General features: G+C 40.9%; 13 protein-coding genes. 9 read left to right on the top strand and 4 right to left on the bottom strand.

The annotated features are described in order from the left end of the window. Positions 1–250: 250 nt before the first annotated feature. On the bottom strand, positions 251–1,363 hold the full coding sequence (locus BUB77_RS18920) for an alpha/beta hydrolase family protein (protein WP_073278418.1): 1,113 nt from the start codon (positions 1,361–1,363) through the stop codon (positions 251–253). Between the two features lie 70 nt (positions 1,364–1,433). Beyond that, positions 1,434–1,865: a MarR family winged helix-turn-helix transcriptional regulator gene (locus BUB77_RS18915; RefSeq protein ID WP_073278417.1), complete on the bottom strand. Its 432-nt coding sequence runs from the start codon at positions 1,863–1,865 to the stop codon at positions 1,434–1,436. A 340-nt stretch (positions 1,866–2,205) separates the two neighbouring features. Between BUB77_RS18915 and BUB77_RS18910 the strand changes: the two genes are divergently transcribed. The 5 genes from BUB77_RS18910 (at position 2,206) to BUB77_RS18895 (ending at position 9,976) form a co-directional block, all read left to right on the top strand. Beyond that, positions 2,206–2,721: a MarR family winged helix-turn-helix transcriptional regulator gene (locus tag BUB77_RS18910; RefSeq protein ID WP_073278416.1), complete on the top strand. Its 516-nt coding sequence runs from the start codon at positions 2,206–2,208 to the stop codon at positions 2,719–2,721. A 40-nt stretch (positions 2,722–2,761) separates the two neighbouring features. Then, complete coding sequence (locus tag BUB77_RS18905; RefSeq protein ID WP_073278415.1) at positions 2,762–5,008, top strand: ABC transporter ATP-binding protein; 2,247 nt, start codon at positions 2,762–2,764, stop codon at positions 5,006–5,008. Next, entirely contained in the window at positions 5,001–6,866 is a 1,866-nt protein-coding gene (locus BUB77_RS18900; protein ID WP_073278414.1) for an ABC transporter ATP-binding protein, read from the top strand. Before BUB77_RS18905 ends, BUB77_RS18900 begins: the two co-directional genes overlap by 8 nt. Before the next feature lie 292 nt (positions 6,867–7,158). Next, positions 7,159–7,302 (top strand): hypothetical protein, encoded by a 144-nt coding sequence (locus BUB77_RS30005; protein ID WP_170866693.1) that lies wholly within the window; start codon positions 7,159–7,161, stop codon positions 7,300–7,302. A 181-nt stretch (positions 7,303–7,483) separates the two neighbouring features. Further along, positions 7,484–9,976, top strand: a complete 2,493-nt coding sequence (locus BUB77_RS18895) for a leucine-rich repeat protein (RefSeq protein WP_073278413.1) — start codon at positions 7,484–7,486, stop codon at positions 9,974–9,976. Positions 9,977–10,173: 197 nt separating this feature from the next. Here BUB77_RS18895 and BUB77_RS18890 read toward each other — a convergent pair whose 3' ends face one another. Then, positions 10,174–10,932 (bottom strand): MerR family transcriptional regulator, encoded by a 759-nt coding sequence (locus tag BUB77_RS18890; protein WP_073278412.1) that lies wholly within the window; start codon positions 10,930–10,932, stop codon positions 10,174–10,176. Between the two features lie 777 nt (positions 10,933–11,709). On the opposite strand from BUB77_RS18890, the gene BUB77_RS18885 reads away from it, so the two are divergent. The 4 genes from BUB77_RS18885 (at position 11,710) to BUB77_RS18870 (ending at position 16,344) form a co-directional block, all read left to right on the top strand. Next, complete coding sequence (locus BUB77_RS18885) at positions 11,710–13,044, top strand: MATE family efflux transporter (RefSeq protein WP_073278411.1); 1,335 nt, start codon at positions 11,710–11,712, stop codon at positions 13,042–13,044. Between the two features lie 71 nt (positions 13,045–13,115). Next, a complete protein-coding gene (locus BUB77_RS18880; protein WP_073278410.1) occupies positions 13,116–14,279 on the top strand; it encodes a M23 family metallopeptidase in 1,164 nt (387 codons plus the stop codon). 97 nt (positions 14,280–14,376) lie between these two features. Beyond that, positions 14,377–14,589, top strand: a complete 213-nt coding sequence (locus BUB77_RS18875) for an RNA polymerase sigma factor (protein ID WP_073278409.1) — start codon at positions 14,377–14,379, stop codon at positions 14,587–14,589. 81 nt (positions 14,590–14,670) lie between these two features. Beyond that, positions 14,671–16,344 (top strand): sigma-E factor regulatory protein RseB domain-containing protein, encoded by a 1,674-nt coding sequence (locus tag BUB77_RS18870; RefSeq protein ID WP_073278506.1) that lies wholly within the window; start codon positions 14,671–14,673, stop codon positions 16,342–16,344. A 205-nt stretch (positions 16,345–16,549) separates the two neighbouring features. Here the strand turns inward: BUB77_RS18870 and BUB77_RS18865 are convergent. Beyond that, positions 16,550–16,897, bottom strand: a 348-nt coding sequence (locus BUB77_RS18865) for a transposase (RefSeq protein ID WP_170866692.1), incomplete at its 5' end; no start/stop codon positions are given.

The raw sequence follows: 16,897 nt of genomic DNA, 5'->3' as shown, positions 1-16,897 counted from the left end.
CAAAGCTCTCAAATCGTTAAAGCTCAGAATTGAAATGGTTCTATAAAATACAAGAAACAGGGATCGTCTGACAGCAGGATAACTTTTGCAGACAATCCCTTTTCTACTAACTTTTTAAATTCTACTAGCTTTTGATTTGTGCAAATTGCCGTCCCCTTTTGAAAGACTACCCTTTCGACACCCAAATCAACTTTTTAAATTCTACTAACTTTCTAAATTTTACTAATTTTTGATTTGTACTGCTATTTAATTAAATTAACTTCCTATTCAGCCAGTCAATTATCTCAGGAAATACTTCATCCATATAGTTCTGAGTACAGTGCTCACCGTCCTCGTAATACTTCAGAGTCTTTTCGCCCTTTGCCCATTTCATGATTTTATCCGCATGGACTTCCGGGGAGGGCATTACTTCATCATTTCCCACATGGTAAAACAGCAGCGGAATCTGAAGGGAAGGGGCATCCGCTATATCCCAGTCAAACTGGTTAACTGCCTGTTCCAGGCTTTCACATCCCGTCATGTACGTTACGCCCCGCTGCCAAATGGGATTTAGCTTTTTAAGCCCATCCAGCCCACCAATAAAGATTAGCCCGCTGTTTCCGACCGCACATTTTACCCTCCTGTCATAGGCAGCGGACATTGGTGCCAGATATCCCCCTAAGCTATAGCCCACAAGGGCAATTCTATTCATGTCAATCCGGTAGGATTGATTGGCCTCAAACCAGTCTATAATGGCGGAAACCGCTATGTGATACTGCTTTGAATCAAATTTCAGGCTCTTCCACAGCTCTCCCTGTCCCAGCCCATCAAAAGTAAAAAAGTTAAAGCCATTTTGTCTGAATATACTTCCCTGTGCATGTCCTTCGGCCTCCTTAATATTGTCCATACCATTTACAAAGATAATAAGAGGTCTATTGGGAGTATCGGCGAGTCTTAAATATCCTGGAATTTGAGTACCTTGAAAGGGGATGTCGATTCTTATGGGTCTTTCTTCTTCCGCATATAATCCGATTGCTCTTTTATAGCTTCTTCTGGCTTTTTCCTGGGAGGCTTCCTTTTGCTGGCTGTCAATGAAAAAAATGTGCTGTCCGATATGATAGCAGGCGGTTGCTTCGTGGAATAATGCTCTGGCCTTGGTTTCAGAGCCTTCCCTAAGGGCTTCTTCCGCCTTTTGGAAAAGGTAATCCCCCTCCCTTGTCCATTCTGCACACCATTGCATCCAGCCGGTAATTCTTCCGATTACCCTTTTCAGTCTCCCGTAATCAATGCCAAAGGACAGAAAACGGGCATACCACCTTTGATAGAATTTTTCTCCCATTACAAATTGGAAGGCGAATTTTTCCTTTACTGATAACTTTACCATGCATAATTCCTCCGTTTCTATTTGTTGATATAACTAATATAGCTACAACAACTATTATGGCAAAAAATGCTTATTCAGCATTTTTGCAAAGCCGCCCAAAAATATCATCAAATAAGGCTAACTCCTCCTCGGATATTCCATTACAAAAGTGTTCATTGATTTCTTCAATGTACGGTATTATATCTGCAAACATTTTTTTTGCAGCATCCGTAAGATATACACATGCAATTCTTCTATCCTTGTCATTGGCTTCTCTGATAATATACCCATTCTTTGCTAAAACATCTAAAATCCGGGTGACATTTGTTTTGTCTTTATAGGTTCTTTGGGCAATTTCGCTTTGAATGATACCAGGTTCCGCATAGAGCACGTTTAAGACGATCCATTGCTCGAAAGTAATCATGTATCCTTTTTCAATAAAAGCATTAAGAATCTTCCTTTTTATCAGAACCTCACCTTTGATTATTTTATATCCAATCAATTTTGTGTAGTCATATGGCATATTCCGATACACACCTCCCTGCGATTAGTTGTTATAGCTATAATAGTTTTAACTAAATATTTTGTCAAGCATTTTTTGTGACTACTGGCATCACAGCATAATCTAATCGAATTTTGTGCATTATGAAAGCAAATGGTTACCGTAAATTGTTTGGATTATGGAATCTGCTATTTTTTATAAGCTGTATTGACTTCATAAAAAAAAGAATTATAATATTGGTTGAACATCTCAATAGTTGAGCTATTCAACTAAAATAGACTAGCGCTGTCTTGTGCAAGGCAGTACTTGGACCCATAACAAGAGCTTGATTTGGGAAGTTCTTAAGGAGGAAAGAATAAAAATGGCAGATATAAGGGATGACAGTAACAAAGAAGGAACCATGTCACATGAGCTTTTTACTTCATTTAACAATGTACGCAAACTGATGGGTAAGGTTCATACAAACAGAGTACTTTATCCGGCTGAGTTTATGATGTTAGGCGCTATTCATCACGGTGCCGGTAGGTGTGGAGATACGAAAAGGGAAGAGGGGGAGCCTGGTGTAAAAGTAAGCGAGCTAAGTAAGATGGTTCATTCTACCAAATCTGCCACATCTAAAATGTTAAAGGGCTTAGAAGAGAAAAATTATATTGAAAGAATAACGGATACGAAGGACCGTAGAGTAGTTTATATCGTACTTACGGAAACTGGAGATAAAATTATTCAGGATTCCACAAAAAGGTTATATGAATTTACAGACAAAACAATTCAGAAAATGGGAGAAGAAGATACAAAAAATCTGATTCAGAATCTTAACAGGCTGTACGGTTCTATGAAAGAAGTTTTAAAAGAATCAGGTGAAACCAATATTTTTTAATCCTGCAAATTGACAGAAAACATATCAGAAAGGAGCAGCTATGTTTAAAATATTAAAGCTGTTAAAATCCTCCTGGCCTATTATGCTGGTAGTTGTAGCTCTTTTAGGACTTCAGGCTTACTGTGATTTAACACTTCCTTCCTACACCTCCGATATCGTAGATGTGGGTATCCAGGGAGGAGGAATTGAAAGCGCAGTTCCTGAGGCAATCGCGGAAAATTATATGAAAGCCGTCCTTTATTTTACAGACGAAAAGGATCAGAAGGAAGTATTGGATTCCTATGTGCTGGTGACAAAGGATTCTGTATCCGAGAAAAAATATAAGGATTACCTTGATAAATATCCGGGTCTGGAAAAGGAAAATATCTACGTTCTGAAAGACATAGACAAAGATAGTAAAGATAAATTAAATCAGATTTTAACGCATCCCATGCTAATGATAGGTTCTTTGGGCATGGAAAGCGACAGTACTGCAAAATTAAAGGAAGCCGTTGCCAAGGTGGTACCGGAGCAGCTGCAGAAGGCACCTTTATTAGCAATGATAATCTCCTTACCCAAAGAAGAAGCTGATAAATTCCTTGAGCCTGTTACAAAAGTATTGGAAGGCACACCGGATTCCCTTAAAACCCAGTCGGCAACAGCTATTGTAAAGTATGAATACCAGGCATTGGGTATGGATACGGATAAAATCCAGACTCATTATATTTTATTCACAGGATTAAAAATGCTCGGTTTAGCTCTTATTGCCATGATATCCACCGTACTGGTAGGCTTTTTTGCTTCCAGAATGGCAGCTAAGCTGGGTAAAGACCTGAGAGGCAGTGTGTTCCGAAAGGTCGTCAGCTTTTCCAACTCAGAGTTCGACCATTTTTCCACTGCTTCCCTTATCACAAGAAGCACCAATGATATCCAGCAGATACAGACGATGCTGGTATTCCTGATACGAATTGTATTTTATTCTCCGATTCTCGCTATCGGAGGTATCGTAAAAGTATTAAATACCAATGTGTCCATGACCTGGATTATTGCATTGGCAGTCATCATTATTATTACAATTGTAGGTACGCTGTTTATCGTAGCCATGCCCAAATTTAAGTCCATGCAGAAGCTGGTAGACCGTTTGAATCTGGTAACCAGAGAGATACTTACAGGACTTCCCGTAATCCGTGCCTTTCACAAGGAGGAGTCAGAGGAAGCACGCTTTGATACGGCTAACAGGGATTTGACAAAGACTAATTTGTTTGTAAACAGAGCGATGACATTCATGATGCCAGCTATGATGCTTGTTATGAACGGTGTATCCGTACTCATTATCTGGAGCGGTGCGCACGGTGTTAATAACGGAGAGATGCAGGTAGGTGACCTGATGGCTTTCCTGCAGTATACCATGCAGATCATTATGTCCTTCTTAATGTTCTCCATGATATCCATTATGCTGCCAAGAGCTACAGTTGCGGCAGGACGTATTCTGGAGGTGCTGGATTCCAAGATGACAATACACGACCCTTCAACCTCCAAGGCTTTTGTACCGGACAAAAAGGGTTATGTAGAATTCAGATCCGTTGAATTCAAATATCCGAATGCAGATGATAATGTACTGGAAGATATCAGCTTTACAGCAGAACCGGGTAAAACAACGGCTATCATCGGAAGCACCGGAAGCGGTAAGTCCACAGTGGTACATTTAATTCCAAGATTTTATGATGTTACAGGCGGAAGCATTCTGGTTGACGGTGTGGACATCCGGGAGATCAAGCAGCATGACTTGAGGGATAAGATTGGTTTTGTACCTCAAAAGGGAGTGCTTTTTACCGGTACCATTGAATCCAATATCAAATACGGTAAGCAGGATGCCACAGAGGAAGAGATAATGAAGGCTGCCCGCATTGCACAGGCGGTTGATTTTATAGAAGAGAAGTCCGAAAAATATGAGACGCAGGTTTCACAGGGCGGCGGTAATGTATCCGGCGGACAGAAGCAGAGGCTTTCCATTGCAAGAGCAATTGCAAAAGACCCGGAAATCTTTATTTTTGATGACAGTTTTTCTGCGCTGGATTATAAAACAGATGTTACACTCCGTAAAGCCTTAAATGATGAAATTAAGGATAGGACTATTATTATTGTAGCGCAAAGAATTTCTACCATTCTTCATGCAGATCAGATTATAGTACTGGATGACGGCAAAATTGTCGGAAAGGGCACTCATAAGGAACTGTTAAAGAACTGCGATGTCTATAACCAGATTGCGTTATCACAGTTGTCAAAGGAGGAATTGGCATATGAGTGATGAAAAAAATGTACAGACGACAGCTCGCCGGGGAAGGGCTTCCAGAGGCCCCATGGGCGGCGGAGGCCTAGGAGGACCGGTTGAGAAACCAAAGGATTTCAAAGGCTCCATTTCAAAGCTGGTTAAATATATATCTGCCTATAAAATCAGCATTATAATAGCTATGCTTTTTGCAGTAGGAAGTACCGTTTTCTTTATTGCAGGACCTAAGATATTAGGTAATGTTACGACAGACATCTTTGAAGGTCTGCTAGGCAGAATAAAGGGCACAGGAGAAATAGATTTTTCAAAAATAGGAGAGACCCTTCTCTTTTTGCTTGGATTATATGTTATAAGCTCAATATTTTCTTTTGTTCAAGGCTATATCATGACTGGAGTAACGCAAAAGGTAACTTACCGGATGAGAAAAGAGATTTCCGGCAAGATAAACCGCATGCCTATGAATTATTTTGAAACAAAGACCAATGGAGAGGTATTATCAAGAGTTACAAATGATGTTGATACCTTGGGACAGAGCTTGAACCAGAGTATTACAACTCTCATTACAGCTGCTACACAGATTATCGGTATAACCATTATGATGATTTCCATAAGCGGAAGAATGACTTTGGTAGCTGTTCTGACTCTCCCGATATCTTCTTTATTGATTGCCCTTATGATGAAGATGTCACAAAAATACTTCAAGTCCCAGCAGGAATATCTAGGCCATGTTAACGGACAGGTGGAGGAAGTTTATTCCGGACATAACATCGTTAAGGCTTTTAATGGTGAAAAACAGGTAATTGAGGAATTTGAAAAGGCCAATGATACTCTTTACAATTCAGCCTGGAAATCTCAGTTCCTTTCTGGTATGATGCATCCTATTATGGCATTTGTGGGAAATATCGGATATGTTGCAGTATCCATCCTGGGAGGCTACCTGGCTATCAAAAAGACCATTGAGGTCGGTGATATCCAGTCCTTTATCCAGTATGTAAGAAGCTTTAACCAGCCTATTGCCCAGATTGCCCAGATATCCACCCAGCTTCAGCAGACTGCTGCGGCTGCGGAAAGAGTATTTGAATTCTTAAATGAAGAAGAGGAAGACCAGTTTGCTGCCAATCCGGTAGATACCGAAAAAGTGGCCAGCAGGGTTGAATTTAAGAACGTACACTTTGGTTACAATCCCGATAAGATTGTCATCAATGATTTCTCAGCAAAGATTGAACCCGGACAAAAGATTGCAATTGTAGGCCCTACCGGAGCCGGAAAAACCACGATGGTAAAATTATTAATGCGTTTTTATGATGTAAACTCCGGTGAAATCCTGATTGACGGCCACAATATCAAGGACTTTAACCGCGGAGAGCTTCGTAAGATGTTCGGTATGGTACTGCAGGACACCTGGCTCTTTAACGGAAGCATTATGGAAAATATCCGTTACAGCAAGGAAGATGCTACGGATGAAGAGGTCATTGCAGCAGCCAGAGCTGCTCATGCCCATCACTTTATCCAGACCCTACCCGGCGGATACCAGATGGAATTAAATGAAGAAGCCAGCAACGTATCCCAGGGACAGAAACAGCTCCTGACCATTGCCAGAGCGATTCTGGCAGACCCTAAGATTCTGATTCTGGATGAAGCTACCAGCTCTGTTGATACCAGAACGGAGGTAAGAATCCAGAAAGCAATGGATAACCTGATGAAGGGAAGAACCAGCTTTGTCATTGCCCACAGATTATCGACTATCCGTGATGCTGACCTTATCCTTGTTATGAAGGATGGAGATATCGTAGAGCAGGGTAACCACGAAGATCTGTTAAAGCAGGACGGCTTCTATGCCAGCCTCTACAATTCACAATTTGAAGAGACCGCTTAATCAGGCAGAATAACTCTTGCAAAATATTGCAGATTACATTAAGTTAATAGTAGGGATAGAGTTTCCCTCTGTCCGGAAATCCTTACAAGGGATTTCCGGCAGAGGGATTTCTTTTTCTTGAACTGAAGCAAAATAGGAATTGAAGCAAAATAAGAACTGAAGCAAAATAAGAATTGAGCAATTTCAAAGTAATTGCGAAATGCATGGTTGCTCGTTTAAAAACAAAAAAATTGTTTTCAACTATGTATTCAGGAATTAAATCAAAAATTTGATATTCACGAAAGGAGTTAATATGAAGAAGTCAGTAGCTATTTTAGTCAGCATTATCTGTTTATTGACCGGTGTGATACTGGGATTTTTCCTGTCACCGGTAAAATACGGAATTGGAAATAACAGTGGAAACACTACGAATAATTACTATAATAAAAAGGAATAGCATTTTTTGAAACGGAAATGAAGTTGGCCTTTCAAACGGCAGAGCATAAATCTTAAGGAAGGAATAGGGTTTTATAAGAATTCTGACATGGATTTAACAAAACGGCTGGTTATGATAAAGAAGACAGAGAGGATGGAGTATATGTATTGATTTGCTTTGCAAAAGAGAGAGGAAGAGGATTATGAAGAAACAAATGCGGTATATTTTTTATCTGGCAATTGCATGTATCTGGCTGGCAGTACCGGCACAAGCCGTAAGGGCAGATTCTGAGTATAACTATTCAAAAGATAATACGGCAGCTTATAATGCAGAAGAGGTATTTACGATTTCAGAAAATCTGGTGATTTCGGATTTTTTTAACAAACCGGTTTATTTCTCCGTGAAGGAAATCAGAATAAAGGAAGGTGTAACTTCCTTTGACTGGGATATTCTTGCCACCGGTTACTTTCCGAATCTTGAAACCGTAACATTACCTTCCACCTTAAAAAAGATAAGCTATAACGGTTTTAATTATAGTGACGGATTAAGCAAGTTAAGGGCAGTCACTGTGGCGAAGGGGAACACCAGCTATGTGTCTGTAAACGGGTGCCTGTTTAATAAGAGCAAAACCCTCCTTCTTCAATATCCGGCTGCTTCCGGAAATACCTCCTATGTAATTCCGGATACGGTAACGAAGATTAAAAGTAATGCATTTGTCCATGCTGATAAGCTGCAGACGGTTACCATCGGAGCCAAGGTGGACCGCAGCCAGCTGAAATCCATAATGAATCAGTTAAGGCATATTAATGGCTTTAAAGTCAGCAGCAGGAATACCTCATTTTCTGCAAAAGATGGTGTGTTATTTGATAAAAAGGGAGCTACCCTGCTTTTATACCCCAACGGTAAGGGGACGGTCTATTCCGTGCCAAAGGGAACAACTGCTTTATTGAAAAATTCCTTTTACAACAGCCGGATTAAGAAGCTGACCTTGCCCTCCGGGTTAAAAAGCATTAATAAAGGAGCCTTATCCACCTGTAATGAATTAACCACGATTACCATACCGAAAGCCCTTACCAAAATGGATGTTATTGACATTAAGAATCTTAAATCCCTGCAGACTATTTCGGTGGAAAGCGGAAACAAGCTGTATAAATCCTATAAGGGCATTCTCTATAATAGGGATCTTACAAAAATAATATTTGTACCCCAGGCTTATAGCAAGAGCAGCCTGTTGTTCCCTTCCACCCTGCAAAGTCTTGATTTAAGTGATTTCAGTATGAAAAATGCGAGAGAGATTAAGATTCCAAGAGACTTAAAGACCTTCTTTTCCTACAATCAAAGCGATATGTGCTTTAGCAGGATAGTTCTGGAGAACGGCAATAAAAAATTTATACTTCATCGAGGTTCTTTATATAATAAAGAAAAAACGGAATTATCCTTGTTCCTGAAACAGGAAAAGGCTGAATTTCCTGATACGTTAAAATCGCTGCCCATCAGACTGATAATAAACGGCGGTATAAAGGAACTGGTTATTCCCCCTAAGGCGGATATCGCCGGCGGTACGTTGAATATATATGATATTCCTACTTTGAAAAAGGTAACCTTATCCAAGGGCAATAAGCTTTATACCCTGGAAAATGGGATGCTGCTCAGTGCTGATAAATCCATCCTGTATGATATTCCTCAGGATACAAAAAATCTGATATTACCGGATTCTGTCAGAAAAATAGAAATGATGCTTTTTTATAACCGCGATCTGACAAGTATAAAAATACCGAAGAGTTTAACTGATATGAGAATATTTGAGCTGCGGTATATAAAATCCCTGGAATCAATTGAGGTAGACCCTGATAACAGCAAATATGCCTCCAGAGACGGAGTATTATATAATAAGGAATTAACAGAGCTGCTGTACTATCCCATTAAGAAGCAGAGTGAAGCTTATACAATGCCGGATACGGTCAAAACCATTTATGATTCCTTTTCCATGATACGAAATCCTTATTTGGAAGAGCTGACCCTGTCAAAGGAACTGGAATATAAGGATTATAATTTCACCGGCAGCAGCTCCCTGAAAGAAATCCAGGTGAGCCAGGGAAGTACTTCTTATAAAAGTATGGATGGAGTTCTGTATAACAGTGCAGGAACGGAACTGATTGCATATCCATACCAAAAGAGCGATAAGAGCTTTACCATTCCGGATACGGTTATTTCCGTAAAGGGCTTGTATAATGCTGAACCGGTAAGCATAAATGAATACAGCTATTATTTTGAACCGCATACCAATCCTCATTTGGAGACACTGACCATTGGGAAAAATGTGAAAGAGTTCTTCCGGATATACTATGATAATCCGGTATGGGGATTTGAGAACCTGAAAAAAATAATAGTCAGTGATGAGAATCAAAATTTTAAGATGGATAACGGAATTTTATATAGTAAGGATGGCACCGTTATGTATCTGTGTACGGACGAGTATCAAAATCCGGTATTAACAATTCCCGCCACAGTAACTAAGATTCCTACCATATTTTATCAGACACTGGTAAGAAGCGGGAAGGTAAAAGGTATAGAGGTTGAAGCCGGCAATACCAGTTTCCGTATGGAATCACAGTCACTTTATAATTATTTGGGCAACCTTAAATATTTCACTGTTGGGGATACGGAATATCCCAGAGATATCGTGTATGATTAATTTCCACTGACAAAAAGGAAGTTCTGCAGCCTTGTATACCTTGCCATTAAAAGCAGGGGTTAAGGATTGCAGAACTTCCTCTTTCATTCCGGTCCGGTTTATGGCAGGGGCTAAATCTCGCTAAATCATTCGTATAATAACCGGACCGGTTACCTGTGTAAACTTTCAGATGAAACATTTAAAAAGGCTCGAGGTGATTAAGCATTGGTATATACATGGATAGCGTCTCTTAAGAATTCGGCAAGGCCATCCTGTTCTTTATCATAGTATGCCTTAAAGCGTTCATCTGCTGCATACATATCACCAAGGCCGGCATGGGCGGCAGGATTATAGTGTCCCCAGCTTAAAGTGATCCATTCCTTGTGAAGTGCTGCGGCCTCCTGGGCTTTTTCCCCTGCGGGGTCTCCGGTGGCATAGGCTTCCTTCAGGGTCACCAGAATCTGATGGCTGAGTTCTTCCCATCTGCTGTATTCCTCTTTGGTCAAGCTTAACATACGCTTATTGGATTCCTCCACTGCCTTATTCCCATATTTTTCTCTGATTTCTTTTCCGTATTTATCTTCGTTTTCTTTTACCAGTTCCTTTTTAAAACCTTCAAATTTTTCTTTATCTGACATGATATTCCTCCCTATTGCTGAATCAATGGTTTTATCAACGGTGGATATTAACAAATCCAGCCGCTCTCTTTCTTTTAGCAGTTTACTGCGGTGTTCCTCCAAGGCCTTCAGATTGTCAAAAGCAGGGCTTAATACGATGGAGCGGATATCCTCCAGACTGAACCCTAATTCCCTGTAAAAGAGTATCTGCTGCAATAAAGCAATTTCCTTCTGCCCGTAGATTCGATAACCGGAGGAATTGATTCTCAGCGGTTTTAGCAGTCCGATGCTGTCATAATAACGCAGGGTTCTGGTGCTGATTCCAGCCATCCTGCTCAATTTTAAAATGGTGTATTCCATCCTGTTACCTCCCGTCCCATCGTTTGTGATAGTTTGCTAAGTCTTAAAGGGTCTTTTTATATCTTTATACGACCATAACAAGTCAGGCTCTCTGCCAGTCTGTTAACATATGATTTAAGTAGCCTGCCTGCATAAACAGCCGTATTGTGCGCACATTCAGGTTAAGGATAACGGCTCCGGATACAGTTATCATCAACCATAGGTTTATCATAAACCTTTACGTAATGTTAATGTCAATAGGTAATTTTACAAATTTTCTACGAATGGAAAATGGACAGTTATATTTTAATTGGGTAAATTCAAGAATGCCACTTTTGTTCAAATGTAGTAGAATTTCTTTTTCATTCAGGATGAAGGAGGGTCTTTCAAAAGAGGACTTAAATATTCAAATATATTCAAATATTTTTAATAAAAAATTACCTATAAAATAAAAGTAGCAGACCTCCTATTAATCAATCCATACCCCTTCCATAGACTAATCTCAACCTTCCCATGTATCTTCGACAAATAAAAATGCAACGAAGCGACTATCATGGAGCTGAGTGTATTTTTATTTGTCGAAGATACATTTAACACCCTGGATATTGCCATTCTAGATATTACCCCGCCAATTCAATTCCAACCCCAAAAGTAACCTCGCCAACTTTTGAATAAGATACTACATGAATAATTGTCGAAAATTATATTGTAATTTTAGCTCCCCCGTTCCATAATGGAATTTAACTGTTGTAAACATAGTATTTACATATAATTTACCAAGGAAAGGTCATTATTATTATGTTATTTACCAGAAAGCAGCTTTTTCAACTGATTCTGCCGCTGATTGCCGAACAATTTCTTGCAGTATCCGTTGGGCTGGTGGATGTCATGATGGTATCCAGAGCCGCCGGTGAGGCAGGAATTGCCGGAGTATCCCTTGTTGATACCTTAAACGTTCTATTGATAACACTTTTTTCCTCCCTGGCAACGGGAGGCGCTGTAGTAGCATCCCAGTATTTAGGGAAGAAAGAGCCGGATAATGCCAGTAAAGCCGGTGGACAGCTTATAATAACAACCCTGTTTTTTGCACTTATTATTATGGCAATCTCTCTTATTGGAAATGAAAATCTCCTGCGGGTGATTTATGGGGAACCGGAAAAGGACATCATGAGAAGTGCAGCCACCTATTTCTTTATCACCGCCTTCTCTTTTCCCTTTCTGGCAGTTTATAATTCCTGTGCCGCCCTGTTTCGGGCCATGGGAAATTCCAAGATATCCATGTATGTTTCCATCATAATGAATCTGATTAATATTGCCGGAATTTATATTATGGTATTTCTCCTTCATATGGGAGTGGAAGGGGTTGCTGTTCCCACATTGGTAGCGAGAGCGGCTTCTGCCATAATCATCTATACCCTGATCAGGCAAAAGAAAAATATTATCCATGTAAATAATATCCTCCATGCAGGAATTGATTTCCGGATGATAAAGAGGATATTAAACATTGGTGTTCCCAACGGACTGGAAAACAGCATCTTTCAGATAGGTAAGATTCTGGTCCAGGGCCTGGTCACAAGCCTTGGAGCTGTAGCCATAGCAGCAAATGGCGTGGCAGGCACCATAGCAGGATTTGCCCTGATACCGGGCAGCGCCATGGGATTAGCCATGATTACGGTAGTGGGACGGTGCGTGGGAGCGGAAGATATCGCCCAGGCAAAGAAATATACAGTTAAAATCATGAAGCTCTGCTACCTGATACTGGGCGTGCTGAATATCGGCATATTCCTGTTCCGGGAGCAGATTATAGGTCTGTTCGCCCTGTCCGGCCCTTCCGAAAAGACTACCATGGCACTGATAATTTACCATAGTATCTGCTGCTGCATCATCTGGCCCCTGTCCTTTGCCTTGCCCAATGCCTTAAGAGCGGCCAATGACGTAAAGGCTACCATGACCATTTCCATTCTGTCCATGTGGATATGGCGTATCGGATTCAGCTATTTCCTGGTGAAAGGCCTTCATATGGGAGTAATGGGCGTATGGGTTGCCATGACCATTGACTGGCTGTTCCGCGGAATCTGTTTTACCCTGCGGTTTGTAAAAGGCAAATGGATAAGGCATGCCTACTTAAACTAGAAAAATAGTGCTAAGAAGTCCCCTCATGACATAAAATGTTACTACAGTTTATGGATGAGGGTTTTCTTTTTATGAAGAAGTTAAAGTATGGAATAATCATAGAAGCAGCTTTATTGCTGGCAGTAGTTGGAATTATTGTATTAGGCGGCAATAAAAGTGAGGGTATCAGGCAATTTATGAAGGAAACCTTCCTGCCTCGTTTTCTCACGACAGAGGGAGGAACTGAGAAGAAGTACATAAAATGGGTGGATTTTGATGTGTGTTCTGAAGCTATGGTGAAAGCCTGTGATTTGGATATCAACTCACATTCAGAGAATGTCAAGTTAAACTGGATACAGCTGCTGGCCTATCTTGGTACCCGCTATGGAGGGGATTTTTCAAGGTATAAAGAAAAAGACCTTACCAGTCTTGCTGATAAATTAAAAAGTGGCGAGACTACCATGGAGGTGGTTACAAAAGATATGAAATACTATACCTACTATCTGGAAGCCTATACCGCAGTCCTTGGAGGGCTGGTGGGAGAGTATGAAATAGAAGCTGCTAAGGAGGATAAGCCGGAAGAGAAGGTATGGGTCAAGAAGTATGGGTTAAAAGCCTATCTGCCCCTTGCAAAATACTTTCCCTACAGTGATTATGATGATTTTGGGGTATCTAGGACCTATGGCTATAAAAGAAGGCATTTGGGACATGATATGATGGGGCAGGTGGGAACACCTGTAATTGCCGTAGAGTCCGGATATGTGGAAGCACTTGGCTGGAACAGGTACGGCGGCTGGAGAATCGGTATCCGGAGCTTTGACGGAAAGCGTTATTATTATTACGCACACCTTAGAAAGAACTATCCATATAACAAGGAGCTGGCAGTAGGCAGCATCGTTCAGGCCGGAGATGTTATCGGATATCTTGGCAGAACAGGCTATAGCAATACGGAAAATGTCAATAATATCGACACGCCCCATCTGCATTTTGGATTACAGCTGATCTTTGATGAATCCCAGAAGGAAGGAAGCAATGAAATCTGGGTAGACTGCTATGATATCGTAAAATTCCTGTACCATAACCGTTCTGAGGCGGCAAAGGTAACGGATTCCAAGGAGTGGAAGCGCATCTATAATATAAAGGACCCGGCAGTGGAGGAATTTAAGAAGAATAAAGGCGATACGAATATTGTACCCCATAATACCGACGAGGATACGGGAGATTCCATAGAAGGTACAGGCGAGCAGGGCAGGTAAATGGAATTTCACTCCTATGAAAGTGTTAGCATATGGAGTATATAAAACATAGATTAGTATAAGAAAACATACAAAATGTGAATTATAGTATAACGTTTTGTATGTTTTTTTCGTCCATACTTATGAAGAAGCAGAGGAAATTACCCAGGAAACCTATTCCAAAGTTATGGCATATCTTAAAAAAGAATATGCGGTAATTGAAAATTACAGTGCTTATTTAAAAACTATTGCATTAAATATAATAAGAGATGAGTGGAGAAAGCAGAATAGGGAGCCGGCTAGAGCTATAAAAAATATGTTGCATTTATAATTTTTATTTGAGCAATGCCATAGGCAAGTTGGAGATATGCATGAGATTGCCATGAAACTGGGTATTAAGGAGGGTGATGGAATGAAAAAGGAAAAGCTGGTTTCAGAATATATTAATAAATTGAATCAGGAACAGGTACCCGACAAGGGATTATGGGCGGAAGAGGAAGTAAAGGAACTGACAGATGTTATCAGGGCTCTGAAGAACCTGGATGAACCTGTCTGCCCCAAAGAGGGTTTTGAAAAACAGCTTTCTGACATGAAAAACAAAAAGAAATCCGGAAAGAAACACAATATTGCACCTGCCTTCTGGGGAGTGGCAGCCGCTGCGGCGGTATTTCTTGGAGTATTCTACCTGAAGGATTCCCTTCTGCCCGGTGCAAATCCTGTGTATGCAATGGAACAGGCTTACGAAAAGGCAAATGCTTACCATGGTATAGTAACGGTTACATCGATAAATGGGGAAGGACAGCGTAATACCCAGGCGGTCAGAGAGGTCTGGGCGGATAAGGAGGGCAGGTACTATGTCAAGGAGCTGCAGGGAATGGAAGAGGGGCTTATAACAGCCAATAATAAGAAGGAAAAGTGGCAGAAGAAAAAGGAAGACAACTATATCAGCCTTTATCCGTCCTTTCCGGACAATTACTCCTTTACCTTTGAAATCGGAAAGGAGATAAAGGATGTAAAAGAAGCAGAGGAAGTAAAAGAAGCGGAGAAGGTCATAATAGGAGGCCGGCAGGCGGTTCTTTACAAGGTCACACCCAAGGGAGGGGAAAGCTACAGACTCTGGATAGATAAGAAAACAGGAGTGCCGCTTAAAAAGCTGACGGCTACGGTAAATGGGATTGCCTATGAAATCCGGTATGCGGATATTGATTATACGAACGGAATACCAAAAGAGTATTTAAGCCATGGTGATTTAACCGGATATGTTGTAAACCGGAATGACAGCTGGCAGCTCTGCGCAACCCTGGAGGAAGCAGAAAATCTTTCGGGATTTTCGTCAAAATTGCCGGAGCTTTCGGATACCTCTTTTAGCTTAATAGAAATTGCGGCAAATACCGGGGAAAAAGCAATAAAGCTATATTATGGTCTTGACGGGCAGGACAATAAGGTAGCTGTTGTAGAAAAAGCTGCACTTGCAAAAGAAGAAACCGGCAGGGCTGTAACAGGCTCAATTGGTTCTATGAAAGCGGAAATTATAACGGATGCTGTGGCAGCCGGAAGTGTGGCTGTCGCCGAAGCCGGAAGTATCGCTGCAGAGAGTCTAGGTCAGCAAGCAGATATTACCAGCATTCGCTGGCAGCAAAAAGGCAGAGAGTATCAGGTTTTGGGAAATGGCTCCATGGATGAAATCAATGTCTTTATCAAAGCACTGACAGGAAGTAAGGCAGTTCTTGCAAAAACTAAGGAAAATATACCTCAGATAAAGGTGGATTATGATATTAAAACGGAAGAGGAGACCCAAAAGAGTGTGGACGCCGGACATCAGCCCTGGAGATTGGACCCGGCCTTTGTAGCTCAGGTATTTACAAGCCTTTTAATCTACCCGGAAGGAATAACGGGAGATTATCCTATTCCCTATGAGGATTTCAAGATGATAAGCAAAAGTGGAAGCTCAGTCGAAATTCAGGTAGATAATAAAAAATCTCCGGTTTCAAAGGTATACTTAAAACAACTTGTAAGGCAGGACAGCACGGGCATCTGGACTGTGGTAGGGTATGATAAAAATAAGAATTATGAGAAAGAGAAATAGCGTTATAGGAAGTCATGACAAATGTATGAAGGAAGTTTATGGAAGCGGACGATGACCAAGGGGGTTGTTTTGAAGTTTTGTTACGCGAGAACCCTTATTCCACTAAAGCGGCAGAAAACGTAACTGGCAGGTAAATCAGCGCCAAACTCGCTGTGACAACTATGGCTGTGTCAGTTAACGAGCTCAAACAGTGGCACTGCTTTACCTAGTGTGAAGCCAAATCGATAACTGGTCTTATAAGCTTTGGATATAAAGATGCCAACTTTATTCTTGCATCTGTTGTTTTAAACTGCCATTGTACAGTTGCTTTGCTACTGTTACGCTCTTGTTCCCAAGCAGATAGCTGCTGGCTTAGTTTTTCAATCTTTGATATTCGCCGTTTTAAACACTGCCTTGTCATGACATTCAGTTCTATTTCAGCTATATTGAGCCAGCTTCCATGCTTTGGGGTATAATGAATTTCCAGCCGTTTTGCCAACTCAAATGCCTCCTCTGCCGGAAATGTTTGATAGAGAGAGGCTTTTGTATGAGTGTTCAGGTTATCCATGACCAG

The sequence above is a fragment of the Anaerocolumna jejuensis DSM 15929 genome, from assembly GCF_900142215.1.
Taxonomy (GTDB): Bacteria; Bacillota; Clostridia; order Lachnospirales; family Lachnospiraceae; genus Anaerocolumna; species Anaerocolumna jejuensis.
Note: the sequence above shows the minus strand (reverse complement) of the source record. Positions and strands in the feature narration are given on the sequence as shown.